A 23,885-nucleotide genomic window follows, 5' to 3' on the forward strand; every position below is an offset into this window, starting at 1 on the left:
TGCGGCGCCGTCACGGCCGCGTCGCATGGCCGTGCTCCGCTGCGCGGCCTCGGGCAAGGCGGTTCCTGCTGTCCCGTAAGGACAAGGTGAGCCCCAGTCCCATGCGAAGCCTCCCGGCACCGGCTGCCCGTCGGCGCCGTAAATTCCCATCGCATTCGGATCTGTAGTCATGACGATGCAGCACCCGGCCCTGGAAGCGGGCCGTCGGCGGCGCTTCGCGCCGAACCTGTGGGATGCGCTGGCCTTCGGCCTGCTGTTCGGCGCGCTCATCCTGATTGTGCATGGGGGTCAGGGCACCCTCGTGCCCCTCGCCGCCTTGAACCAGACGCCCGTCTCCCTCGATCCCGCCCAACTGCCGGAATATGCGCTGCGCACCACCCTGCGCATGCTTGCGGCCATCCTCGCCTCGCTGGTCTTCACCTTCCTCTACGGCGCGCTGGCGGCCAAGAGCCGGCGGGCGGAGATGGTGCTCATCCCCATGCTGGACATCCTCCAGTCGGTGCCGGTGCTGGGCTTCTTGTCCTTCACCGTGGTGGGCTTCATGTCGCTCTTCCCGGGCAAGGTGCTGGGGGTGGAACTGGCGGCCATCTTCGCCATCTTCACCAGCCAGGCCTGGAACATGACCTTCAGCTTCTACCAGTCGCTGAAGACCGTGCCGCGCGACCTCGACGAGGCCACCCGCTCCTTCCGCCTCACCGGCTGGCAGCGCTTCTGGCGGCTGGAAGTGCCCTTCTCCATGCCGGGGCTGGTGTGGAACACCATGATGTCCATGTCCGGGGGATGGTTCTTCGTGGTGGCGTCGGAAGCCATCTCGGTGGGCGACACCACCATCACCCTGCCGGGGGTGGGCTCCTATGTGGCCCTCGCCATCAAGGAGCAGAATTTGCCGGCGGTGGGCTGGGCGGTGCTGGCCATGCTGGCCGTCATCCTCATCTACGACCAGCTGCTGTTCCGACCGCTGGTGGCATGGGCAGACAAGTTCCGGGTGGAGACCTCCGCCAGCGGGGCCGCGCCCTCCTCCTGGCTGCTCTCGGCGGCCCGACGCACGCGTCTGTTCCAGCGTCTGCTGCGGCCGCTGGGCGCGCTGCTGTCCGCTGTCCCGCGCCAGCGCCTTGCCCTTCAAGTGGCGGTGCCGGCGGACGCGCGCCGCGCCTTGTCCAGCCCCCTCTCAGACAAGGTGTGGCTCGCCCTTGTGCTGGCGGTGACGGCCTATTGCCTGTGGACCATCGTCACCTTCGTCGCCACCGAACTGACCTTGCCGGAAGTGGCGCAGGCCTTCGGCCTCGGGGTGCTGACCATGCTCCGGGTGATCGTGCTGATCGCCCTCGCCACCCTCATCTGGGTGCCCATCGGCGTCTGGATCGGCCTCCGGCCGGCCTGGGCCGAGCGGGTGCAGCCCATGGCCCAGTTCCTCGCCGCCTTCCCGGCCAACATCATCTTCCCCTTCGCGGTGGTGGCCATCGTCCGGCTCGGTCTCGACCCGGACATCTGGCTGTCGCCGCTGATGGTGCTCGGCACCCAGTGGTACATCCTGTTCAACGTGGTGGCGGGGGCGAGCGCCTTCCCCAATGACCTGAGGGAAGCGGCGGGCACCTTCCGCATCCGCGGCTGGAGCTGGTGGAAGAAGGTGATGCTGCCGGGGATTTTCCCCTATTACGTCACCGGCGCCATCACCGCGAGCGGAGGCTCCTGGAACGCCTCCATCGTCGCCGAGGTCGCGAGCTGGGGTGACACCACGCTGCGCGCTCACGGCATCGGGGCCTATATCGCCGATGCCACCGCTGCCGGCGACTATCCGCGCATCGTGCTCGGCATCGCGGTGATGTCGATCTTCGTGATCCTGTTCAACCGTCTGCTCTGGCGCCCGCTCTATGTCTTCGCCGGCCGCCGTCTGCGCCTCGACTGATGGAGGATGAGATGACCTTGATGGAACACAACGCCTCTGCCGTCGACAGCGAAAAGAAAGTCCTCGTCTCCGCTTCCGGCGTCCGCCAGATCTACCACAAGGGCGAAAATTCCGATCTGGTCGTCCTGGACGACGTGGCCCTCACCATCAACGAGGGCGAAGTGGTGGGGCTGCTGGGCCGCTCGGGCTCGGGCAAGTCCACGCTCCTGCGCATCATCTCCGGCCTGGTGAAGCCCACAACCGGTCGCGTGGAATGGTGCGGCAAGCCCGTGACCGGCCCGTGCGAGGGCCTCTCCATGGTGTTCCAGAGCTTCGCGCTCTTTCCCTGGCTCACCGTGCTGGAGAATGTGGAGGTGGGTCTCGATGCCATCGGCGTGCCGGCGGCGGAAGGCCGGCGCCGGGCGCTCGCGGCCATCGACCTCATCGGCCTCGACGGCTTCGAGAGCGCCTATCCCAAGGAGCTGTCCGGCGGCATGCGCCAGCGCGTGGGCTTCGCCCGCGCCTTGGTGGTGCACCCGCGCCTGATGCTCATGGACGAGCCCTTCTCCGCCCTCGACGTGCTCACCGCCGAGACCCTGCGCACCGACCTGATCGACCTGTGGATCGAAGGAAGGCTGCCCATCAAGTCCATCCTCATGGTCACGCACAACATCGAGGAAGCGGTGCTCATGTGCGACCGCATCCTGATCTTCTCCTCCAATCCCGGCCGGGTGGCGGCGGAAATCAAGATCGACCTGCCGCACCCGCGCTCGCGGCTCGACCCGGTGTTCCGCGCCATCGTGGATGACATCTATGGCCGCATGACCCAGCGGACGCCGCTGGAAAAGAGCGAACCCCGGCACGAGGGCGCCGGCACCGCGGGCATCGGCACCGCTCTGCCCAACATCTCCACCAACCTCCTCTCGGGCCTGATGGAGACGCTGGCCGCGCCGCCTTACAATGGCAGGGCCGACCTGCCCGTTCTCGCAGCCGCCTTGCAGATGGAGGTGGACGAGCTGTTCCCCATTGTCGAAACGCTGCAGCTGCTGCGTTTCGCAGGGGTGGAAGCGGGCGACGTGACGCTGTCGGAGGCCGGTCGGCACTTCGCCGAATCCGAGGTGGATGCCCGCAAGCGCTTGTTCGCCGATCACCTGATGGCCTACGTGCCGCTGGCCGGCCTGATCCGCCGGGTGCTGGACGAGCGCCCCACCCACCGCGCGCCCTTCAGCCGCTTCAGCGAAGAGCTGGAAGACCACATGTCCGAGGACTTCGCCGAAACCACCCTGCGTGCGCTCATCACCTGGGGACGCTACGGCGAGCTGTTCGGCTATGACGAGCATACCGGCCAGTTCAATCTGGAAAACCCGACCTGACGGACCGGCGATAAGGGGGCATGGATGCGCCCCCTTATCGCTTCATCCTGAGGGTAGGCCCCCGCACGAAGCCAACGCCAAGATTGAGCCACACAAGACCGCATTATTCTGGTTGTATGTGGTAATCTCGTATTGCGTTCGCATGGGCGACGGGAGGTTGTCATGATCAGTCTGGTCATCGGGATTTTGATTATCGTTGTTGTCGGCGCGATCCTGTTCTGGGCCATCGACAAGTTCTGCACGGATGGACGGCTCGCACAGCTTCTCAAGATCCTCGTCGCTCTGGTCTGCCTGGGGGCGATCATTTCCCGGCTGCTGCCCATCCTCGGCTATCCGGCCTTTTTCTAGGGCGAGACATCGCGCCCTGATCAGCCGGCCGGCTGCCGTGCCGGCGTGATCCGGCCGTCCACCACCTCGACGATGCGATCGCACTGCCGGGCGAGGTCCATATTGTGGGTGACGATCAGGAAGGTGGTCGACCGCTCGCGGTTGATCTGCCGCATCAGCTCAAACACCGCATTGGCCGAGGCCGTATCGAGATTGCCCGTGGGCTCGTCCGCGAGCACGAGGGTGGGGTCCATGGCCAGAGCGCGGGCGACGGCGACGCGCTGCTGCTGCCCGCCGGACATGTTGGTGGCCCGGTTATCCCGCCATTTGCCGAGGCCGACCCGGTCCAGCAGCTCGGCAGCGCGCTCTTCCATCTGGCGATCGGGGTGGCCGCGATCCACCAGCATGGGCATCATCACGTTCTCGGCCGCGGTGAAGGCCGAGATCAGATAGTGATACTGGAACACGAAGCCGATGGTGTGGCCCCTGAGCTTGGTCAGGGCCGCGTCCGGCAGGTCCGTGGTGTCCTCGCCATTGATGAGGAGCCGCCCGGATGTGGGCCGGTCCAGCAGCCCGATGATGTTGAGCAGGGTGCTCTTGCCGGAGCCGGACGGCCCCATCAGGGCGACGAATTCGCCGGGGCGGATGGCGAGGTCGATGCCGTGCAGCACCTCCGCCTCCACCGGCGTGCCCACATTGTAGGATTTGCGGATCTGGTCGAGCACGAGCACGTCAGCCACGGATCGCCTCCACCGGATCAAGGCTTGCCGCCCGCACCGCCGGGGCGACGCCCGCGGCGACGCCTGTGAGCGTGGCGATCGCCGCCGCGGCGACGAACAGGCCGGGCTCCAGCACCAGCGGAAATAGCTCGGTGCCGTCCACCTGTCGGGCCAGATGGTGCCACAGCATCAGCGCGCCGGCGCCGAGCACGGAGCCGACGAGGGAGCCGAGAAAGCCGAGCACCCCGCCCTGGATGAGGAAGATTTGCAGGATCTGCCGCCGCGCGGTGCCCATGGCCCGCAGGATGCCGATGTCCTTGGAGCGCTGGATCACCGAGACGATCAGCACCGCGGCGATGCCGAAGGCCACCGAGAGCGCCACGAACAGGCGGATGAGCGTATTGGAATTCTGCTGCGCCCGCACCGCCGTGAAGAACTGGGCATTGGTGGCGATCCAGCTCTCCGCCTGAACCGGCAGGCTCGCCTCGATCTCTTGGGCGATGGTCTCGGCGGCGTAGATGTCGCTCACCGTCAGGTCGATGGTGGTCACGCCGCCGATCAGGTTGAGCAGGCTCTGGGCGGTGCGCAGCGCCACGAAGGTGTTGCGCTGATTGGCACCCTTGTTGCCGAGGTCGAAGATGCCGGTGATGGTGAGGATGCGGCTGCGCGCCTCGGCGGAGGTGACGTTGAGCTTGTCGCCCACCGAGGCGCCGAGGTCCTTGGCCAGCTCGGTGCCGATGAGGATGTCGTCGGTGCCCAGCCGCAGCTCGCCGGCGACGATGTAGTCCGGCACCCGAACGATCTTGAAATATTGCTCCGGCTCCATCCCGGTGAGGGTGATGGAGCGGCTGGCATCGCCCCGCACCGCCAGCATGGCGCCCGATGCGGTGGGGGCAGCCACAACCACATCCGGCCGCGCCCGCATGGCATCGCGGATGGCCTGCCATTGGTCGATGGAGAGGACCCGCTGGGCGGGGCGCTGCACCACCGCCGCCTCGAACACCCCCTCCCCCTGCCGCAGCGGTCGGGCCACTTCGTCGGGCGGCAGCAGCTGGATCTGCGGCTGGGAGGTGAGCACCCGCTTGATGAAATTGGCCTGCAAGCCGGCCAGCATGGCCGACATGAAGACGATCACCCCCACGCCGATGGCAATGCCGCTGAGGATGAAGGTGGTCTGCATCCGCCCCTCGGCGAGGAAGCGCAGCGCCGCGATCCAGGCGAAGGGGAGCCAGCGTTTCACGCCTGCACCGGCCGGATGCGCTGGCCGGCCCGCACGCCGGACGAGAGCGGCAGCACCATTTCCCCCGGTGCGACGCCCTCAAGTATCTCCACATACTCGCCCGCGCGCAGCCCGATGCGCACCTTCTGCACCCGCGCCCGGCCATCGCGCACCACCAGCACCCAGGGCGCGGCGGAGGTGGCATCGTGCACCGTGCGCGCCGGAACGATCACCGCCGCCGCCCGGCGGTCCACCGCGATGTCCACGGAAACGGTCATGTCCTGCCGCAGGTAGGCCGGAGGATCGACCACCGTCAGCTTCACCTCCACCGAGGCTCGGGTGATGTCCACGGAGGGGTTGATGTAGGTCACCGTGGCGGCGAAGCGCTGGTCGGGATAGGCGTCGGCCGAGGCCAATGCGGTCTGGCCGAGCTTCAGCAGGCCGAGATTCTTCTCGTCGATCTGGAGAACCAGTTGCATGTCGCCGGCCGGGGCCAGCACCAGCAGCGCCTTCCCCGCCTGGACGACGGCGCCGCGCTCCACGTTGCGGGTGATGAGGACGCCGTCACGCGGGGCGGTGATGGTGGCGTAGCCGAGGCGCGCCTGCACCATTTCGAGGTTTGCGCTGGCCTGGTTCAGCTGGGTCTCGGCCATCACATAGTCGCTGCCGCCGGGGCTGGAGGTGTAGACCTGAAGCTCCGCGGTGCGCACCTGCGTGCGGGCCACATCGATGTTCTTCGTGGCGTCGTCGAGCGTGACGCGCGTGCCGGCACCGGACTTGGCGAGCTGCTGGGCGCGGTCATAGGCGGCCTCGGCATTGGCAAGGTTGGCCTTGGCCTGCTTCAGCGCCTCCTCGGCGGCCGGGCGGGTCAGCTCCCGCATCTGGCGAACGCGCGCCTCCGCCTGGGCCTTCGCGCCCTGGGCCTGCACTTCAAGGGCCTTCAGCTCGTTGGTTTCGAGGGCGACGAGGGGCTGGCCCTGGGTGACGGCCTGTCCTTCGTCCACCAGCACCTCCCGGACCATCCCGGTGATCTGGCTGCCGATCTCGACGCGGAACGCCGTCTCCACGTGCCCGCTCGCCACCACGGTCTTCACCAGCTCGCCGCGGGTGACGGGATAGACGACGACCTCCGGCCCCAGCAGCCAGCGCATCAGCGCCCAGGCGAGGGCGGCAGCGAGCAGCACGGCGCCGCCGATCTGCCATTTGCGACGCCACACCACTTGCGCAATCCGGGTTCGCGCCGGGCGCTCGGGGGCAAGGCGATGATCGGCCATGTGCGTCTGATCCACCGCAATTCCCTACCCGCGTCCCGCCCCCGCCGCATTGCGCTCGATCATGGACCTGGCAGCGGGCTGCCGGCCCGCGATGAGACCATTACGGGCGGTACCCAAGTCTTGTTTCGCCAATGCCAGGGGCCGCGGTTCAATAAGAACCCTATCATGGTGCTGCCGGATGTGCTCTTGTACATAGGGGCCGACTTGAGCGTCACTGTATCCGATTTCCAGATCTGCTGTTTGGCGCGGCTTTCGACGACTTCATTATTGATAGGAAACAAGGACTAATCGTCGCGATTGCCCGAGAATTCTGCGGCAATGGCCGAATGTTTGGAGCGCGTCCGCGAGAGCTCCTTGTGATGAGCAGATAAAATCGATGCCGAAGTTGCCCCCGCGCGCGGCGCGTTCGACCGCGCCACGATCCCGTGGACGTTCCGCGGGTGGAGCAACCGCGTCGCACAGGCCGCAGGACTTCCATGTGGTCGGCGTCGGGGCTTCGGCCGGCGGGCTCGATGCCTGCAAGAGGCTGCTTTCGGCACTGCCCGGCGGTCACGGGATGGCGTTCATCCTGGTCCTGCATCTGGATCCCACCCATGAAAGCCTGATGGCGGATCTCCTCGCCCCGCACACCTCCATGGTGGTGCAGCAGGCGGCCGATGGCATGCCGGTGGAGGCCGATCATCTCTATGTCATTCCCCCCGCGTTCTACCTCTCGGTAGAGGCTGGCCACCTGCGCCTCTCCACGCCCGAGGCGCCGCACGGGGCCCGCCTGCCGTTCGATTTCCTGTTGAAGTCGCTGGCGGGTGAATATGGCGCCGCCGCCATGGGGGTGGTGCTGTCCGGAACCGGCACGGACGGCACCATCGGCCTTGAGGCCATCCGGGCGAAGGGCGGATTCACCGTCGCCCAGGATCCCAAGGAGGCGGATTACGACGGCATGCCGCGCAGCGCCATCGGCGCCGGGGCCGTGGATTTGGTCGCGCCGGTGACGGAAATCCCCGAGGCCCTTCTCGCCCGCGCCCGGCAGCCCGCCGATGCGCCCGCGCCCTCCGCCCTGGCGCGCATCGTCGCGTTGCTCAGGGCAAGCACCGCCTTCGACTTCACCCTCTACAAGCCGGGCACGCTGCAACGTCGCACCGAGCGGCGCATGGCCCTGGCCGCCATGGGCACCGGGGAGATGGACCGCTATCTCGAGGTGCTGCGCAAGGACCCGGTGGAGCTCGACCTGCTGGCCAAGGACCTGCTCATCAACGTCACCGGCTTCTTCCGCGATCCCGAAGTGTTCACGGCCCTCGAGGAAAAGATCATCCCCGATCTGGTCCGCGACCACCCGCCGGGCCGGCCCCTGCGCGTCTGGGTGCCCGCGTGCAGCACGGGGGAGGAAGCCTATTCGCTGGCGATGCTGTTCTTCGAGGCGATCGCCGCGCTCGAGCGCAGCGTTCACGTGCAGATTTTCGCATCCGACGTCGATCCCGATGCCGTCGCCAAGGCGCGGGAGGGTTTCTATCCGGATGCCGTCACCGAGAGTGTCTCGCCGGGGCGGCTCGAACGGTTTTTCGTGAAGGACAGCGGGGGCTTCAGGGTCTCGGCGGACCTGCGCGCCGCGGTGGTGTTCACCGTGCAGAACGTGCTGGCGGACCCGCCCTTTTCCCGCCTCGACATGATCTCCTGCCGCAACCTGCTGATCTATCTGACGCCGGAGGCGCAGGCCAAGGCCATTTCCCTGTTCCACTTCGCGCTGCTCGACAATGGCCTTCTGCTGCTGGGAACCTCCGAAGAGGTGAACGGAGCCGACCTCCGCTTCGCCCTCCTCTCCAAGCCCCTGCGGCTTTACCGGCGTGTCGGGCAACGCCGGCCCGGTGCGCTGCCCTTTCCGATCGGCACGAAGGATGGGGTGTACCTTCCCGCCCGTCCGGCCAAGGTTGCCACCCCGTCGCGGCAGGCGGCCTTCGCCGAACTGTGCCGGCAGGTGGTTCTGGACTCGTATGCTCCGGCGGCGGTGCTGATCAACCGCGCCTGCGAGTGCCTGTACTATCTGGGGTCAACAGACCCCTATCTGCGGCTTGTTCCCGGCCACCCGACCCAGGACCTGCTCTCCATGGCGCGGGAGGGCATCCGCACAAAGCTCCGGGCCGCTATCCATCAGGCCAGCCAGGACAAGAAGCGCGTCGTGGTCACGGGCGGCCGCGCCCGCCGGGATGGCGAGCCCTTCTCCTTCAGCATCGCCGTGCATCCGTTGCAGAGCGAAGGCGAGGACCTGCTGCTGGTCTGCTTCCTCGATGCCGCCACGCCCGGCGTCACTCCTGCGCCGTCGCACCCCACGCGCAACGTCTCGCGCGTGACCGAGCTGGAACGGGAGCTTGAATCCACCCGCGCCGAACTCGAAGGCGCCATCCGCAACCTCGAGCTTTCCAGCGAAGAGCAGAAGGCGGTGAACGAGGAGGCGCTGTCCGTCAACGAGGAGTTCCAGTCCACCAATGAGGAGCTTCTGGCGTCCAAGGAGGAGTTGCAGTCCCTCAATGAGGAGCTGACGGCCCTCAACGGCCAGCTTCAGGAAACGCTGGAGCGCCAACGCACGACATCGAGCGACCTCCAGAACGTGCTCTACAGCACGGACGTGGCGACCCTGTTCCTCGACACCGAGATGAAGATCCGCTTCTTCACGCCGGCCACGCGCGCGCTCTTCAACGTGATCCCGGGCGATGTGGGCCGGCCGCTCTCGGACCTCAACTCGCTGGCCGCCGACGCGACACTGATCACGGACGTCAAGGCCGTGCTGTCGGATCAGGCGGCCCAGGAGCAGGAGATCGAGACCCGGGACGGCGCCTGGTATCTGCGCCGCATCCTGCCCTACCGGACGCAGGTCGGCGGCGTCGACGGCGTGGTCATCACGTTTGTCGATGTCACCGAACGGCGGCGGGCCGCCGATGCGCTGGAAACCGCCAAGCGCGACGCGGAATTGGCCAACAGCGCCAAGTCACGCTTCCTGGCCGCCGCCAGCCACGATCTGCGTCAGCCGTTGCAATCGCTGGTCCTGCTTCAGGGGCTTCTGGCGAAGGTGGCATCGGGGGAGAAGGTCGAGCGGCTGGTCAAGCGGCTCGACGAGACCATCAGCGCCATGTCCGGGATGCTGAATGCGCTGCTGGACATCAACCAGATCGAGGCCGGCACCATCAAGGCCGAGCTGGTGACCTTCCCCATCAACGATCTGCTGGATCGGATGCGGGAGGAGCTGACCTATCACGCGCGCAGCGCAAAGCTGAGCCTGAGCGTGATCCCGTGCAGCCTTTCCGTGGAGAGCGACCCGCGCCTTCTGGAGCAGATGCTGCGCAACCTCATCTCCAATGCGCTGAAATACACGCCGCGCGGCCGCGTGCTGGTGGGCTGCCGCCGGCATGGGCCGTGGCTGCGCATCGAGGTGTGGGACACTGGCATCGGCATCCCCGAGACCGAGCTACGCGCCATCTTCGACGAGTACCACCAGCTTCACAACCCTGCCCGTGAGCGCAATCTCGGCCTTGGTCTCGGCCTCTCCATCGTGCAGCGGCTCGGCCGGCTGCTGGAGCATCCCGTCCAGGTGCGCTCGCGCCCTGAACATGGGTCGGTGTTTTCCATCGACGTGAAGCGCGCGCCCCCGGCGCCTGAGTGTCGCGTCCCGACGCTCCCTGCCCCACTGCCCGGAAAGGATACGGGCAGCCGCAAGGCCGCCGTGGTCCTCGTGATCGAGGACGACCCGGACGTGCGCTCTTTGCTGGAGCTGCTGCTCACCACCGAGGGCCATGCCGTGACCGTGGCGCCCGACGGCGACACGGCGGTGGCTCTGGTGGAGCGCAACGCGATCCGACCCGAGCTGATCCTCGCCGACTACAACCTGCCCAACGGCATGACGGGGCTGGAGACCGCATCGCGGCTGCGCGCCCGGCTGGGCCGGCGGGTCCCCGTGGTGATAGTCACCGGCGACATCTCCACCACCACCCTGCGCGACATTGCGGGCCAGGACTGCGTGCAGCTCAACAAGCCGGTGAAGGCGGACGAGCTGACGCTTATCATCCAGAGACTGCTTGCTGCCCGTCCTTCACCCGTGGCGCAGGATGCCCCCGCCCCGGCCAGCGAACACGCCCCGGCGGCTTCGCCCACCGTCTTCATCGTCGATGATGACGATCTCGTCCGGCAGGGCATGCGCAGCGTGCTGGAGGAGGATGGCCGGACGGTCGAGGACTATGACAGCTGCGAGGCCTTCATCGAGGCCTTCGGCAGCGGGCGGCCCGGTTGCCTGCTCGTGGACGCCTATCTGCCCGGCATGAAGGGGCTGGACCTGCTGAAGCACCTGCAGGCATCCAGCCATGGCATGGCCGCCATCATGATTACCGGGAACAGCGATGTGCGGATGGCTGTCGAGGCCATGAAGGCCGGCGCCTTCGATTTCATCGAGAAGCCGGTGGGCCGGCGGGAATTGCTCGCGTGCGTGAAGCTGGCGCTCGACCATGCGCAAAATGCGCAGGCGCGGCCGGTGTGGCACGCGGCGGCGGCCGAGCAATTGTCGTCACTGACACATCGGCAGCGGGAGATCCTCGATCTGGTGCTCGCCGGTCATCCCAGCAAGAACATCGCCGCGGACCTCGGCATCAGCCAGCACACCGTCGAGAACCATCGGGCGGCCATCATGAAGAAGACCGGCGCCAAATCCCTGCCGGCGCTCGCGCGTATCGCGCTCGCCGCGACGTGGACCGGATCGGGCGAACACTTCAACTAGGCTCGCCCTCGTGAGCGGCGGACTGCGGCGAAGCTGAGTAGTTTCCGAGCCTGCCGCCACGCTCAGGCGAAGCTAAAATGCAAGAGATATGGCGCTTCTGCGGAAGCGGGGCGCCTGCCGCTTGACGTGGCCTGAAGGCCTGCGAGCCAGAGGAATCTGGTGATCAGAGCGCGAAGCGTTTCGTCAGTCGAAAAATCAATAAAGGAGACTGGAACGTGAGCACAATCCTATTGATCGTGGTTCTTATCCTGCTGTTCGGCGGGGGAGGCTATTATGGTTTCAACCGCTACGGCACCCGCGGGCTCGGTGGCGTGCTGGGGCTGATCCTGGTTGTCATCCTCGTGCTGTGGCTGCTGGGCGGGCTCCAGGGATTGCGTATCTGACGCATCGAGACGGATCGGGATCCGGGGCGGCCACATGCGTTGGCCGGCCCCGTGTGAACGCCGGCCGCCGTTCCGCTCAGAGCGGCGGCAGGCCGTCGATCATGCGCTGGATGGCGGTGGTCAGCACTTCGGGCCGGAACGGCTTCTCCACGACGACGGCAGCCGGCATCACCGCCTTGACGCGCGCCGGATCGCCGCTGACGAAGACGTGCGGCACCTTCCGGGTCCGGCAGATGGTCTCCACCGCCGAAATACCGCTGCCGGTCCGTAGATACGCATCCACGATCATCAGGTCCGGATTCCAGCGATCGGCGGCTGCGACGGCCTCCGCCTCGGTGGTTTCGACGGCGCAGACCTCATGGCCCATGTCTTCGAGCATCTCGGCCAGATGGACCCCGATCATGAAATCGTCCTCGACGATCAGAATCCGCAGCATCATTTGCATTGTCCCGAAGCAATAGGGCCGCCGTGCCGCTGGAATCTTCGTCCCAGCCGAACAGGCCGCACCAGGTTCTGTGCATCAGCACCATAGAGCGCCCTCCGACGGATGCAGTCGTGAGATCTACCGGCGGCAGAACGCCGCCGCCGGCAGGGCACGATCGCGGCAAGCCGCGGCGGGGGAACGCACCGTCTGCAGGGTGCACGTCCGATCGAAGAAAGAGCAGGATCGGAAACTACTCACGTGCACAGCGTCGGTGCCTCCCATTTTGGGGGCGAAAACAAGCGTGGTGCCACACCAGACTGCCCCGTCACAAAGGTCGATCGCGATGCTCAACCGCAATATTCTTTATTTGGCTATCGGCGTACTCCTGATCGTCGTCGGCGTCGTCGGCTACCAACTCTACAAGGAGCGCCAGAAGCCCTCCGGCATCGAGATCAATTTCGGCAAGAGCGGCATTTCCATCGAGGAAAAATAGGGGCCTGATGCCGGGGCGCGCCCGGCGCACGCTCGGCCCTTGACCGGCGGAGCGAGCGTGGAGGAGGCTGACGGCCGCCCCTTCAGCGCGGCGCGCCGTGGTGCCTGTCCGGCGTTTCTGGAATGGTTGCGATGTCGCACGATCCGTACCTTCCGCCAGACCAACGACGCCTTCTGTCGCGTTTCTCGGAAAGTGCGGCGGGGTTCTGGCGCGGCGGCTCGGTCTGGCGCGCCTGGTTCCTGGTGGCGTTGGTGGTGGCCACAGTGTTCCTGCAGCTTTGGACCCAGTATCTGCTGAATTTCTGGAACCGCGATTTCTTCGATGCGGTCGGTCGAAGGGATGGGCAGGAGCTGTGGCGGCAGGCGCAGCATTTCGTACCCTTGGCCGCCGCCAGCATCTTCCTTGCCATCGTCTCGGTCTGGGGACGCATGACGATGCAGCGCCAATGGCGCCAATGGCTCAGCAGCCACCTGTATGACTTCTGGCTGGGCGGCGCGCGCTCTCGTCGGCTGAGATTCATGCTCGGCGAGCATCAGACCCCGGAATATCGCATTGCGGAGGACGCGAAGGTCGCCACCGACGTGCCCGTGGATCTCGCGGTCGGCCTGCTCTCGTCGGTGCTCAATGCCATCACATTCATCGGGGTGCTCTGGAGTGTCGGAGGTTCACTCGTCCTCCCGGCACTTGGCCGGCACATCACCATTCCCGGCTATCTTGTGCTCGCTGTCGTGGGCTATTCGGCGCTGGTCACGGCGGCGATGATGTTCATCGGGCGCCACCTGATGCGCGTGCTGGGGGAAAGCAAGCGCGCCGAAGCAGACCTGCGGGCGATCGGGGCTCATCTGCGCGAAAGCGGAGAACACCCTCTCGCGCACGATGCGCGGCCGGACGGACGCGGCATCATCGGCGATGCGCTGGCGAAGGTGATCGCCCAATGGCGCGCCCTGTGCTGGCAACTCATGGGCATGACATTGGTATCGCAGACGAACCTGCTGCTGACGCCGGTGATCGGATTGCTGCTCTGCATGCCGAAATACCTTGTCGGCCTGATGAGCCTCGGTGAGGTGGTCCAGGCTGCCGCGGCGTTCACCATCGTGCAGGCCGCCTTCAACTGGATCACCGACAGCTATGCCCGCCTCGCCGAGTGGCGGTCTTCCGCGAACCGGGTCGCCTCGCTGCTGCTCGCGCTTGATGAGGTCAAGGCCGAGGCCGACCGGCCCGCGAACCTCGATGTGGCGGCGGGAAGCGAAGGCAACAGGTCGCGGGCTCAGGCCGGTCGGCCCTCGGGGGATTAAGCGAGATCCGTGGAACGCGCTTTCGTGTGCGTTCGATACGGACGGCAGACGCGTGACGGCGGCGTCCCTAGGCGCGGACGCTCAGGACTTCCCCTCGATGATCTTCCTGAGCGCATCGTTGATCCGCTCCTGCCAGCCGGGGCCACCCTCCTGAAAGTGCTCCAGCACGTCACGATCGATCCGAATGGAAACCAGTTCCCTCGCATTGGGAATGGCAGGAGCCTTGGGCGGGGCTTCGACCGGCTTGGTCGTCGCCGACTTGAACGCGGCCTCGGCAGCGTCGCGCGACGAGAGACCGGTTCGGCGAAATGGGGGCTTCGGCATGAATCGTTCTCCTCGCCAGCTTGAGGTTCTTTAGCCTCATCCCCTCTCCCTCGCCATTGGACCGTTGAGGCAGCCGTGCGGAAACGGATGCTCATCATCGCCGGCACCTTGCCGAGCGTGAACCATTTCGACCCGAAGCAGATCGCCCTTGCCCTGCCCGCGGGATACGAGCGCGCTGCGACCGAGGCGCCGAAGATCAAGGCCTTCTGGGCGCGAGGATCTGGCGAGGTGTAGACGATCTCAAAGATTATGCGCGGCCGGCTACATCAGCAGGGTGGCTTCGTTGGCGAGCTCCTGCGTGATGAAATCCGCGGTGATGCGCACCCGGGCGATGTTCTTCTGCTCCTCATGGACGATGATCCACCATGACCGCACGAGGCGCACCGCATCTGGCAGCACCAGCTTCAGGTCCGGACAGCCGGACGCGAGGAAGTAAGGCAGGATGCACACGCCCAGCCCCGCCCGCGCCGCATGCATCTGGGCGAAGAGGTTGGAGCTCTGGAAGGCGGCATCGATGCCGGTGGCGACCTCGCCGAGATAGTCCAGCTCGCGGGTGAAGATGAGATCGTCGATATAGCTGATGAAGCGATGGCGGCGCAGGTCGTCCACGCTGCGGATCGCGGGCTTGTCCGCGAGATAGGCGGCGCTGGCGAATACGCCGAGTCCATAGGTCGCCATCTTGCGGGTCACGAGACGGCCGCGCTCCGGCATGGTCAGGGCAATGGCGATGTCGGCCTCGCGCTTGGTGAGGTTGAAGGAGCGCGGCGTGGCCACGAGTTGCACCTTCAGCGCCGGGTTCTGGTCCAGGAGGCGGGTGAGGCGCGGCGACAGGAAATAGGCGCCGAAGGCATCCGGCGCGCCGATGCGCACCGTTCCCGAGATAGACACGTCACGCCCCGATATCTCGTCCTGCGCGGTCTGGGCCTGCAGCTCCATGGCTTCCGCGGCCTCCAGCAGGCGCAGCCCCGCGTCGGTGAGCGTCAGCCCGCCCGGCGCGCGCACCACGAGGCGAGTGCGGATCTCAGCCTCCAGGCCCGCCAGATGACGGCTCACCGTGGAATGCTTCACCCCGAGCATCTTCGCCGCGGCCGACAGCGTGCCACCCCGCGCCACCGCGATGAGCGCCCGCAGATAGTCCCAGTTCATGCCGCGCTCCGCTGCCCATTTCTGCACAACTATGGCGGAAACATAAGCAGCGCCTGTCCGTGGAGGAACAGCTAATCCTCGTTGCGGCACATTCGCGCGCGGCTCTTCAGAGGCGTCGGTCGCGTGAGAAGGGGATTTTCGGCGTGGCACATATCGTCTTCATCGGCCTCGGCAACATGGGCCGCCCCATGGCGGCCAACCTCCAGAAGGCCAATCATTCGGTCACCGGCTTCGACCTCTCGGCCGAGGCGCGCGCGGCAGCCGCCGAGGCGGGGCTGAAGGTCGCCGCGTCGGAGGACGGCCTGTTCGCCGGCGCGGACGTGGTCATCACCATGCTGCCGAGCGGGGCTGCGGTGCGCGAGGTGTGGTCGCGGGCGGTGCCGCAGATGGCGCCGGGCGCGCTGATGATCGATTCCTCCACCATCGACGTGACCAGCTCCCGCGCCGCCCATGATCTGGCCACGGCTGCGGGGCTGCTCTCCCTCGACGCGCCGGTCTCCGGCGGCACGGAGGGCGCGACCGCCGGCACGCTGACCTTCATGGCCGGCGGCACGGACGAGGCGTTCACCGTCGGCCAGCCGCTGCTTGCGGCCATGGGGCGGCGCATCGTGCATTGCGGCGGGCCCGGCAATGGCGAGGTCGCCAAGATCTGCAACAACATGATCCTCGGTGTCTCGATGATCGCCGTCAGCGAGGCGTTCAACCTCGCTGAATCCCTCGGCCTCTCCCATCAGGCCCTGTTCGAGGTGGCCTCCACCTCTTCGGGCCAGTGTTATGCGCTCACCACCCATTGCCCGGTGCCCGGCCCCGTGCCCACCGCCTCCGCCAACCGCGGCTACACGCCGGGGTTCGCCACCGAGCTGATGGCGAAGGACCTGCGCCTCTCGCAGGAAGCCGCCGACGCCAGCGGCTCCCGTACCCCCCTCGGCGCGGCGGCGGAGGACATCTTCGGGCGCTACGCGGCCAATGGCGGGCGCGGTCGGGACTATTCCGCGGTCATCTCCTACCTGAAGACGCTCTGACCTTCGGCGCCAAACGAAGCTCTGGGACATAACGGGGAACCCGCAAGCAGAACGAACAAAAATAAAGGGAGGAAACAAGATGAAATCACGCATCCTTATGGGACTTGCCATTCTTCTTGCCGCGACGACCGCGGCGAGCGCGCAAGCCCCGAAGACGGTGAAGATCGGCGTCCTCAACGACCAGTCCGGCGCCTATGCCGACATGGGCGGTGTCGGTTCCGTCGTCGCCGCGCAGCTCGCAATCGAGGATTCCGGCCTGAAGCAGAAGGGCTGGACCATCGACGTGGTCTCCGCCGACCACCAGAACAAGGCCGACATTGCCGCCAACGTCGCCCGCGGCTGGTTCGACGTGGACGGCGTCGACATGATCACCGACGTGACGAATTCGGCGGCCGCCCTCGCCGTCAACCAGATCACGCGGGACAAGAACAAGGTGATGCTGGCCTCTGGCCCCGCCACCTCGGATCTCACAGGCAAGGCCTGCTCGCCCAATACCGTGCACTGGACCTCCGACACCTGGGCCTTCGCCCACGGCACCGGACAGGCCATCGTGAAGACAGGCGGCGACACCTGGTTCTTCCTCACCGCCGACTATGCCTTCGGCCAGGCGCTGGAGCGCGACACGGCGGACGTGGTGGAGAAGAACGGCGGCAAGGTGGTGGGCCGCGTGCGCGTCCCGCTCGGCACGTCCGACTTCTCCTCCTTCCTCGTGCAGGCGCAGGGCTCGAAAGCAAAGATCGTCGGCCTCGCCAATTCCGGGGCGGACACCACTAACTCCATCAAGCAGGCGGCTGAATTCGGCATCGTGGCCGGCGGACAGAACCTCGCAGGATTGCTCATCTACATTTCCGATGTGCACTCCATGGGCCTGCCCGTGGCGCAGGGGCTGATCCTCACCTCGCCCTTCTACTGGGACATGAACGACAAGACCCGCACCTTCTCCCAGCGTTTCGCCGAGAAGATGCGCGGCGCAAAGCCAACCATGGTGCAGGCCGGCGTCTATTCCGCGACCCTCAACTATCTGAAGACGGTGGCGGAGCTGGGCGATGCCAAGGACGGCCGCAAGGTGGTGGACGCCATGAAGGCCAAGCCCATCAAGGACCCCCTGTTCGGGGAGGGCCGCATCCGTGCGGACGGGCGCAAGATCCACGACATGTACCTGTTCGAGGTGAAGAAGCCCGCCGAATCCAAGGCGCCGTGGGACTACTACAAGCTGCGCGCCACCATTCCCGCCGAGGAGGCCTTCCGCCCGCTCTCCCAGAGCGAATGCGCCCTGCTGAAGAGCTGACCGAGGTTTCGCCCGTCATCCAAGTCCGAAGGAAATGTCATGTCATTGCTGAAGGTGCGCAAGCTCGTGGTGCAGGTGGAAGAGACCCATGAGGAAATGGGCCGCGAGGTTTCCCCGCCCAGCCGCAAGGTTACGGTGGCGGCCGTCATCGCCAATCCCTATGCAGGAAAGTATGTAGAGGATCTGACCCCGCTCCACGACCTCGGCGCGGAGGTGGGCGGCCTGCTGGCGACCCGCGGCGTCGCGGCGTTGGGGATCGCGCCCGACGAGGTGGTGAGCTACGGCAAGGGGGCCGTGGTCGGGGTCAACGGAGAGCTGGAACACTCGGCTGCCCTGCTGCATCCGCGGTTCGGCGCACCGGTCCGGGCTGCGGTCGGCACCGGCAAGGACATCATCCCCGGCACCAAGAAGATGGGCGGGCCGGGGGCACCGCTCCTCATGCCGCTCACCAACAAGAACAACATCTGGAGCTTCGACGACATGGATTCGACGGAGATCGCCATCCCTGACGCGCCGCGGCCGGATGAAATCCTCATCGCCCTTTGCCTCGGCGTCGGCGGGCGTCCCCTCCACCGCATCGGCAAGTAGCCCATCGAAGCGCGCGGCGGCGGCGATTGGGAGGCTGTTCCCCACCCTTCCTGGCTTCCCTGGCGCCCCCGCCCCAGCCGGGCCTGCGTTCGGAGTTACTCCGGCGCAGGCCCGCGTGCTTTTGGGGCCGCTGGGCATCTCTCCTGCGGTGCCGAGGCGCCCACCATAGAGACCCGCGAAGAAAGCTGTTGCGTGAAATGTATGCTTGATCCTACATTCATATAAAGCCGGCAGAAGCGTGCTTCGGCCGGGTCCCACCGAGCGCGATTGCGCCAGGGTCACGCATCATGTCCGAGACGTTGACAAGCGTTGCCGCACTGGATGCCGAGGGGCCTTTCCCGCCCCTCGATCGCGCCTCCCCTTTGCCGCTCTATGCCCAGATCAAGCAGCGGCTCATCGGCCTCATCCTCAAGTGGGACCAGGGCGACCGGCGCTTCTTTTCGGATGAGCAGCTCTGCGCCATGTTCTCGGTGAGCCGGGACACCGCGCGGCAGGCGGTGGCGGAGCTGGTGCAGGAGGGGCTGCTCACCCGCAGCCGCGGCCTCGGCACGTTCGTCGCTGTGCGCAAGCTGGAAGAGCGCTTCAATCCGGGCATGGATTTCCTGAACCAGTGGGCCGCCACCGGCATGCCCATGCAGGCGACCGTGCTCGCCTTCGAGCGCATCGCGGCGGACGAAACCATCGCGGCAAGCCTTGAGACCGAAGTCGGCACGAAGGTCCTCTTCATCAAGCGCCTGCGCGCGGCGGCCCGGGTGCCGCTCGCCATCGACTATCGCTATCTGCCGGCCGACCTCACCGCCGACTGGACGGAAGAGGCGGTGCACGGCTCCCCCCTCCACCGCCTGTGGCAGGCGGTGGACCTGAAGACCGGCGACTTCACCATAGAGGCGGGCGTCGCCGGGCCGGAGGAGGTGGAATATCTGCACCTCGCCAAGGGCGCGCCGGTGCTGACCCGCACCCTGAGCTATCGCGATGCCACCGGGCGCCTCGCTTTGTCCGGCCACACGGTGCATCGCGCCGATCTCGTGCGCTATTCGCTGAGCGTCCCCCTCTCCCGCGACGGTGGCCCCGCCGCCGATATGGACCGCAGCGGCGTCCACGACGACTGACCGCACGCCCGCAGCCGTTTCCGCTCCGGGCATTCCGTCCGGCGCACGATGAACGAGGCGCACCAAGCGCCCTTCCAGAGGAGGCCAGAAGTGCAGTTCGGACGACGCAGCTTCCTGAAGATGGTGCCCGCCGCCGCCCTCGCGGCCACCGGCACCGGGACCGTGGCCGGCCTGTGGAGCAGCGCCGCCCGCGCCGCCGAGCCGCTGCGCGTCGGCTCCATCCTCTCCGTGACCGGACCGGCGGCCTTCCTCGGCGAGGACATGAAGGCGGGCCTCGAACTCGCGGTGGACGAGTTCAATGCGGCCGGCGGCATGGGCGGCCGCAAGATCGAGTGGACTTATTACGACGCCGAGAGCCAGACCCAGAAGGGCATCACCGCGACCCGCCGGCTCATCAGCCAGGACAAGGTGGAAGTGATCCTGAGCGGCGGCAACATGAGCGGCATCGCCCTCGCCATGGCGCCCATCACCAATGCCGCCAAGGTGCCCTTCATCTCGTCCGAGGGCGCCCTCGCCATCGTCACCCCGGTCGCCGAGCGCCAGTATGTGTTCAAGAGCACGGTGGACGACGGCGACGTGCTGGAGCGCATCGCCGACTATCTGGACAAGAAGAAGATCAAGAAGGTGGCGCTCATCGCCGACACGTCGGGCTTCGGCCAGGGCGCGGTGGGGCAGATGAAGATCGTCGCGCCGAAGCGCGGCCTCGACGTGATGTATGAATCCTTCGCGCCCTCCGACACCGACATGATGCCCCAGCTGACCCGCATCCGCGATGCCGGCGCAGAGGCCATCATCTGCTGGACGGTGACGCCCGCCGGCGTCGTCTTTCTCAAGCAGGCACAGCAATTGGGCCTCGACAAAAAGACGCTGATCCACAGCTACGGCTTCGTCTCCGCCGACTACATGAAGCTCGCCGGCGATGCCGCCAACACCCTGCTCCTCGCCAGCCTCAAGCTGCCCGTGGGCGACCAGCTGCCGGACAGCGACCCGCTCAAGGCCGGCATCCTCAAGCTGATGAAGGCCTATGAGGCGCGCTTCAAGCGTCCCGCCAGCATCTATGCGGCGGAATCCTACGACGCTGCGCTGCTCGCCCGCGAGGCGCTGAAGAAGGTGGGGGGCGATGTATCCAAGCTTAGCCAGGGCATGGAGCAGATCAAGGATTTCCCCGGCATCTCCGGCGTCTTCACCTTCTCGCCGGAGCGCCATTCGGGGCTCTCCAAGCAGGACATCGTGCTGGTCAACTGGCGGGACGGCCGCTTCAACCTCGCCGACTACGCCTGACGCGAAACACCAACGGGAGGAAACAGCCATGGCCCTTTCGCGAGACATGTCCGCCGAGCAGGCGTTCGAGGTGGTCCAGACGCTGCTGGACGCCCCCGAGGACCGCTTTCCGCTGACCTTCAATTCCGACCTGCCGCGCATCCGCGAGCTGTTCCACGCGGCGACGCGGAACCAGTGGGACCCCAAGACCGACGTGGACTGGGACCAGCTCGATCCCTCGAAATACACCGAGGAGCAGCGCTACGCGGCCCGGCTCTACTGGAGCCGCCGGGCGTGGAGCGAATACGGCGCCATCTCCGAAAGCCCGGCGCTGCAGGTGCGGTTCGGGGTGGAGAACCGCCCCTCCGACATGCAGCTCTTCTTCACCATCCGTTCCCAGGAAGAAGCGCGCCACGCCGAAGCGTGCCACGCCATGGCGGAGAAGCTGGGCGGCTACATCGAGAAGCCGGTGCAGCAACTCTTCGAGGGCTCGGTCTCCACGCACGGCGTGCGCCGCGCCGCGCTCAATGCCGACGTGCCGCTGGAAGGCATCATCGCCGCCCTTGTCTGCACGGCGGAAGAGATCGCGTTCGACGTGTTCAAGCACCTGAACGACGTCACGCATGATCCCGTCGCCAAGCAGATCGTGCGCTACATCATGCGCGACGAAAGCCGGCACTGCGCCTTCGGCTGGTATTTCCTCGAAGCCATCTGCGAGCAGCTCACCCCAGAGCAGAAGAAGATGATCGAGGATGCCGTCATCACCATGATGGAGAAGGTGGAGCTGAACGGCTACCACAGCGCGTGGCTGGCACCGGAAAACCCAGCCTCCAACGCCGAGGTGGAAGCCGACCGCATCACCTACGAGGCGGGCCTCGGCTCCACCGTGGAAGAGGTGGAGAAGCCGGTATTCATCGCCACCGTCCAGCGCATCCGCGAGCAGATGCGGGCGCTGGGCATCGAACTGCCCCCGTTCACGCATCCCAAGCTCGGGACCATCTGACATGCCGCTTCACGCCACGCGGGCCGAGCCCTCCTTGCCGCCGGTGCGGCTGCTGGTCGAGAGGCGCTTTCCGCTCGAGATGAATGTCACGCTGCCGGAGATCCGCGCCCTCTATGACACGGGCAAGGCCGGCCGCTGGAACCCGCACCGCGACGTGGACTGGAGCGCGCTGGCGCCGGAAGCCTATCCGGACGCCGTGCGCGCCGCCGCCCGCCGCACCTGGAGCCGGCGGGTGTGGACCGAGGCCACCGGCCTCACCGAGACCCCGGCCCTCATCGTGCGCTTCTGCATGGAAGTGGGCCGGGAGATCGACCCGAAATTCTACCTCACCACCCGCAACACCGAGGAAGCCTGGCACGTCGAGTGCTACGACCGGATCGCCGAAAGCTTCGGCGGCCGCCTCGCCCGCCCCGCAGCCAAGGCCTATGAGGCGGTGTTCAACCGCCATCTGCACCGCCGGGTGATGGATGCCGGCCAGCTGCTCGACGCCTATGTGGCGGCCCACGCCGCCTTCGAGGACGGGCTGGAGCTGGAACTCGCGAAGGCCTGGCGCGCCTCGGCGACCAACCCGGCCGTGCAGTCCGTGCTCGACCATGTCATCGCCGACAAGGAGCGCCACGCCGCCTTCGGCTGGCTCTATATTTCGGCCAAGGCCGAGGGCTGGAGCAAGGACGAGCGCGAAACCATCGCCGCCGAGCTTTCCGACTATGTGCGGGACGTGGTGCTGAAGGGCTATCACTGCCCCTGGCTCGCCCCCGAGCACGCCGCGGCCGAGGCGGAAGCCGACGCGATCACGGCCGAGGCCGGCCTCGGCGGCGCGCCGCGCGCGGCCGAGGAGGATGCGCTCGCCACCTTCGCCGGCAACGCTCGCACCCGCCTCGCGGAGCTGGGGGTGATGGTGCCCCTGTTCGAGACCAACCGCATGCGCAGCTTCTGACCCCTCGGACGTCTCGTTCCGAGGAAACGGGCGGGCCCTGCGCCCGACCCGGACCTGTCCCGGCCGTCCGCGCCCATCGGGGGGAAGCCCTGATCCTTCCGGAGCGCGGCGGCCGGGATCTTCATCCCCCTGACGGGGGCGTCATTTCCGCAAGGCGCCGAAGGCTGGCCGTCCCCCCATGCAGACCGTAACCGCCCTCCTCCAGGTCCTGTCCGCCGGCATCGGCACGGGCGCCGTCTATGCGCTGGTGGCGCTCGGCTTCAACGTGGTCTTCAAGAGCACGGGCGCAATGAATTTCGCGCAGGGCGAATGGGTGGTGATGGGCGGCATGGTCACCGCCCTTCTCATCGGCACCTTCTCCAGCACCGGCCTCGCGGTGGTGACGGCGGTGGTGCTGGTGGGCGTGGTCGGCCTCCTCTCCGAGCGGCTCACGGTGCAGCCCCTGAAGCGGCCGGACGCCCTCGTCATCACCCTCGTCACCATCGGCCTCTCCATCGTCACCCGCAGCCTCGTGATGCTGGTGCTGGGCAAGAAGCCGGTGGGCTATGCGGGCTTCTCCGGCAACACGGCGCTCTCGTTCGGCGGGGTCAGCATCCAGAGCCAGACGCTGTGGATCATCGCCATCACCCTCGCCTTCCTGGTGGTGATGCACGCCTTCTTCGAGCGCACCATCCTCGGCAAGGCGCTGCGCGCCGCCGCGGCGGACCGGGAGGCGGCGGCCATCGTCGGGGTGAATGTGGGAAGCACCGTGCTGCTCTCCTTCGGCATCGCGGCGCTGGCGGGGGCGCTGGCTGGGGCTATTGTCACGCCCCTCACCCTCGCCTCCTACGATCAGGGCGCCATGTTCGGCTTCAAGGGGTTCAGCGCCGCCATGCTGGGCGGGCTCGGCAGCCTGCCGGGCGCCGTGGTCGGCGGGCTGGCGCTGGGGCTGCTGGAGGCGTTCGGCAGCTTCTACATCTCGTCCGACTTCAAGGATGCCATCGCCTTTGCCGTGCTGCTGCTCATCCTGTTCGTCCGCCCCTCCGGCCTGCTCGGCCGGGCCGACATCGTGAAGGTGTGAGGC

22 protein-coding genes are annotated in these 23,885 nt (G+C 66.9%); 16 read left to right on the forward strand and 6 right to left on the reverse strand.

Annotated features, from left to right (window positions below; translation table 11 throughout):
- The first annotated feature begins 169 nt into the window (after positions 1-169).
- The 3 genes from FHT36_RS02790 (at position 170) to FHT36_RS02800 (ending at position 3,606) form a co-directional block, all read left to right on the forward strand.
- The gene (locus FHT36_RS02790) at positions 170-1,906 is read left to right on the forward strand and encodes an ABC transporter permease subunit (RefSeq protein ID WP_169120933.1); all 1,737 of its coding nucleotides are present in this window, start codon (positions 170-172) and stop codon (positions 1,904-1,906) included.
- An 11-nt stretch (positions 1,907-1,917) separates the two neighbouring features.
- On the forward strand, positions 1,918-3,258 hold the full coding sequence (locus FHT36_RS02795) for an AAA-associated domain-containing protein (protein ID WP_373878167.1): 1,341 nt from the start codon (positions 1,918-1,920) through the stop codon (positions 3,256-3,258).
- A gap of 162 nt (positions 3,259-3,420) precedes the next feature.
- On the forward strand, positions 3,421-3,606 hold the full coding sequence (locus FHT36_RS02800; protein WP_169120935.1) for a hypothetical protein: 186 nt from the start codon (positions 3,421-3,423) through the stop codon (positions 3,604-3,606).
- 20 nt (positions 3,607-3,626) lie between these two features.
- On the opposite strand, the gene FHT36_RS02805 is transcribed toward FHT36_RS02800, so the two are convergent.
- Genes FHT36_RS02805 through FHT36_RS02815 form a run of 3 tightly spaced genes read right to left on the reverse strand, consistent with a single transcriptional unit; the run spans position 3,627 to position 6,797 of the window.
- Positions 3,627-4,325, reverse strand: a complete 699-nt coding sequence (locus FHT36_RS02805; protein ID WP_169120937.1) for an ABC transporter ATP-binding protein — start codon at positions 4,323-4,325, stop codon at positions 3,627-3,629.
- A complete protein-coding gene (locus FHT36_RS02810) occupies positions 4,318-5,544 on the reverse strand; it encodes an ABC transporter permease (RefSeq protein ID WP_169120939.1) in 1,227 nt (408 codons plus the stop codon). The genes FHT36_RS02805 and FHT36_RS02810 overlap by 8 nt, the downstream gene beginning before the upstream one ends.
- A complete protein-coding gene (locus tag FHT36_RS02815; protein ID WP_169120941.1) occupies positions 5,541-6,797 on the reverse strand; it encodes an efflux RND transporter periplasmic adaptor subunit in 1,257 nt (418 codons plus the stop codon). The genes FHT36_RS02810 and FHT36_RS02815 overlap by 4 nt, the downstream gene beginning before the upstream one ends.
- Positions 6,798-7,173: 376 nt before the next feature.
- Here FHT36_RS02815 and FHT36_RS02820 point away from each other — a divergent pair, with 376 nt between their 5' ends.
- Positions 7,174-11,550 (forward strand): chemotaxis protein CheB, encoded by a 4,377-nt coding sequence (locus FHT36_RS02820; protein ID WP_169120943.1) that lies wholly within the window; start codon positions 7,174-7,176, stop codon positions 11,548-11,550.
- Positions 11,551-11,765: 215 nt separating this feature from the next.
- A complete protein-coding gene (locus FHT36_RS02825; RefSeq protein ID WP_169120945.1) occupies positions 11,766-11,933 on the forward strand; it encodes a DUF3309 family protein in 168 nt (55 codons plus the stop codon).
- 76 nt (positions 11,934-12,009) lie between these two features.
- On the opposite strand, the gene FHT36_RS02830 is transcribed toward FHT36_RS02825, so the two are convergent.
- A complete protein-coding gene (locus FHT36_RS02830; RefSeq protein ID WP_169120947.1) occupies positions 12,010-12,372 on the reverse strand; it encodes a response regulator in 363 nt (120 codons plus the stop codon).
- A 352-nt stretch (positions 12,373-12,724) separates the two neighbouring features.
- On the opposite strand from FHT36_RS02830, the gene FHT36_RS24645 reads away from it, so the two are divergent.
- Entirely contained in the window at positions 12,725-12,850 is a 126-nt protein-coding gene (locus tag FHT36_RS24645; RefSeq protein ID WP_256444967.1) for a hypothetical protein, read from the forward strand.
- 131 nt (positions 12,851-12,981) lie between these two features.
- Complete coding sequence (locus FHT36_RS02835) at positions 12,982-14,145, forward strand: SbmA/BacA-like family transporter (protein ID WP_169120949.1); 1,164 nt, start codon at positions 12,982-12,984, stop codon at positions 14,143-14,145.
- A gap of 81 nt (positions 14,146-14,226) precedes the next feature.
- Here FHT36_RS02835 and FHT36_RS02840 read toward each other — a convergent pair whose 3' ends face one another.
- On the reverse strand, positions 14,227-14,469 hold the full coding sequence (locus FHT36_RS02840) for a BrnA antitoxin family protein (protein WP_169120951.1): 243 nt from the start codon (positions 14,467-14,469) through the stop codon (positions 14,227-14,229).
- 87 nt (positions 14,470-14,556) lie between these two features.
- Between FHT36_RS02840 and FHT36_RS02845 the strand changes: the two genes are divergently transcribed.
- Positions 14,557-14,703 carry a hypothetical protein gene (locus FHT36_RS02845; RefSeq protein ID WP_169120953.1) on the forward strand — a complete coding sequence of 49 codons (147 nt, stop codon included), beginning with the start codon at positions 14,557-14,559 and terminating at the stop codon, positions 14,701-14,703.
- A 27-nt stretch (positions 14,704-14,730) separates the two neighbouring features.
- On the opposite strand, the gene FHT36_RS02850 is transcribed toward FHT36_RS02845, so the two are convergent.
- Positions 14,731-15,615, reverse strand: coding sequence for a LysR family transcriptional regulator (locus FHT36_RS02850; protein ID WP_169120955.1), 885 nt, complete (start codon positions 15,613-15,615; stop codon positions 14,731-14,733).
- 143 nt (positions 15,616-15,758) lie between these two features.
- Between FHT36_RS02850 and mmsB the strand changes: the two genes are divergently transcribed.
- From mmsB to FHT36_RS02890, 8 genes are all read left to right on the forward strand, one after another.
- Complete coding sequence (gene mmsB / locus FHT36_RS02855; RefSeq protein ID WP_169120957.1) at positions 15,759-16,637, forward strand: 3-hydroxyisobutyrate dehydrogenase; 879 nt, start codon at positions 15,759-15,761, stop codon at positions 16,635-16,637.
- A gap of 79 nt (positions 16,638-16,716) precedes the next feature.
- Positions 16,717-17,925, forward strand: a complete 1,209-nt coding sequence (locus tag FHT36_RS02860) for an ABC transporter substrate-binding protein (protein ID WP_169120959.1) — start codon at positions 16,717-16,719, stop codon at positions 17,923-17,925.
- A 39-nt stretch (positions 17,926-17,964) separates the two neighbouring features.
- Positions 17,965-18,513 carry an amino acid synthesis family protein gene (locus FHT36_RS02865; RefSeq protein ID WP_169120961.1) on the forward strand — a complete coding sequence of 183 codons (549 nt, stop codon included), beginning with the start codon at positions 17,965-17,967 and terminating at the stop codon, positions 18,511-18,513.
- A 287-nt stretch (positions 18,514-18,800) separates the two neighbouring features.
- The gene (locus FHT36_RS02870) at positions 18,801-19,622 is read left to right on the forward strand and encodes a GntR family transcriptional regulator (RefSeq protein ID WP_169120963.1); all 822 of its coding nucleotides are present in this window, start codon (positions 18,801-18,803) and stop codon (positions 19,620-19,622) included.
- A gap of 90 nt (positions 19,623-19,712) precedes the next feature.
- Positions 19,713-20,903, forward strand: a complete 1,191-nt coding sequence (locus FHT36_RS02875) for an ABC transporter substrate-binding protein (RefSeq protein WP_169120965.1) — start codon at positions 19,713-19,715, stop codon at positions 20,901-20,903.
- 28 nt (positions 20,904-20,931) lie between these two features.
- Positions 20,932-21,885, forward strand: a complete 954-nt coding sequence (locus FHT36_RS02880; RefSeq protein ID WP_038193438.1) for a hypothetical protein — start codon at positions 20,932-20,934, stop codon at positions 21,883-21,885.
- A gap of 1 nt (position 21,886) precedes the next feature.
- Positions 21,887-22,822: a hypothetical protein gene (locus FHT36_RS02885; protein WP_169120967.1), complete on the forward strand. Its 936-nt coding sequence runs from the start codon at positions 21,887-21,889 to the stop codon at positions 22,820-22,822.
- A gap of 178 nt (positions 22,823-23,000) precedes the next feature.
- A complete protein-coding gene (locus tag FHT36_RS02890; RefSeq protein WP_169120969.1) occupies positions 23,001-23,882 on the forward strand; it encodes a branched-chain amino acid ABC transporter permease in 882 nt (293 codons plus the stop codon).
- The last annotated feature ends 3 nt before the right edge of the window (positions 23,883-23,885 follow it).

Source organism: Xanthobacter sp. SG618 (assembly GCF_012932745.1).
In the GTDB taxonomy this organism is placed as follows: Bacteria; Pseudomonadota; Alphaproteobacteria; order Rhizobiales; family Xanthobacteraceae; genus Xanthobacter; species Xanthobacter flavus.

Coding starts and splice junctions, on each gene's coding strand:
- FHT36_RS02835 (WP_169120949.1), top strand. CDS start 12,982: ATGTCGCACGATCCGTACCTTCCGCCAGACCAACGACGCCTTCTGTCG.
- FHT36_RS02885 (WP_169120967.1), top strand. CDS start 21,887: ATGCCGCTTCACGCCACGCGGGCCGAGCCCTCCTTGCCGCCGGTGCGG.
- FHT36_RS02840 (WP_169120951.1), bottom strand. CDS start 14,469: ATGCCGAAGCCCCCATTTCGCCGAACCGGTCTCTCGTCGCGCGACGCT.
- FHT36_RS02845 (WP_169120953.1), top strand. CDS start 14,557: ATGCTCATCATCGCCGGCACCTTGCCGAGCGTGAACCATTTCGACCCG.
- FHT36_RS02830 (WP_169120947.1), bottom strand. CDS start 12,372: ATGATGCTGCGGATTCTGATCGTCGAGGACGATTTCATGATCGGGGTC.
- FHT36_RS02790 (WP_169120933.1), top strand. CDS start 170: ATGACGATGCAGCACCCGGCCCTGGAAGCGGGCCGTCGGCGGCGCTTC.
- FHT36_RS02870 (WP_169120963.1), top strand. CDS start 18,801: ATGTCCGAGACGTTGACAAGCGTTGCCGCACTGGATGCCGAGGGGCCT.
- FHT36_RS02860 (WP_169120959.1), top strand. CDS start 16,717: ATGAAATCACGCATCCTTATGGGACTTGCCATTCTTCTTGCCGCGACG.
- FHT36_RS02850 (WP_169120955.1), bottom strand. CDS start 15,615: ATGAACTGGGACTATCTGCGGGCGCTCATCGCGGTGGCGCGGGGTGGC.
- FHT36_RS02795 (WP_373878167.1), top strand. CDS start 1,918: ATGACCTTGATGGAACACAACGCCTCTGCCGTCGACAGCGAAAAGAAA.
- FHT36_RS02815 (WP_169120941.1), bottom strand. CDS start 6,797: ATGGCCGATCATCGCCTTGCCCCCGAGCGCCCGGCGCGAACCCGGATT.
- FHT36_RS02880 (WP_038193438.1), top strand. CDS start 20,932: ATGGCCCTTTCGCGAGACATGTCCGCCGAGCAGGCGTTCGAGGTGGTC.
- FHT36_RS02800 (WP_169120935.1), top strand. CDS start 3,421: ATGATCAGTCTGGTCATCGGGATTTTGATTATCGTTGTTGTCGGCGCG.
- FHT36_RS02865 (WP_169120961.1), top strand. CDS start 17,965: ATGTCATTGCTGAAGGTGCGCAAGCTCGTGGTGCAGGTGGAAGAGACC.
- FHT36_RS02820 (WP_169120943.1), top strand. CDS start 7,174: ATGCCGAAGTTGCCCCCGCGCGCGGCGCGTTCGACCGCGCCACGATCC.
- FHT36_RS02890 (WP_169120969.1), top strand. CDS start 23,001: ATGCAGACCGTAACCGCCCTCCTCCAGGTCCTGTCCGCCGGCATCGGC.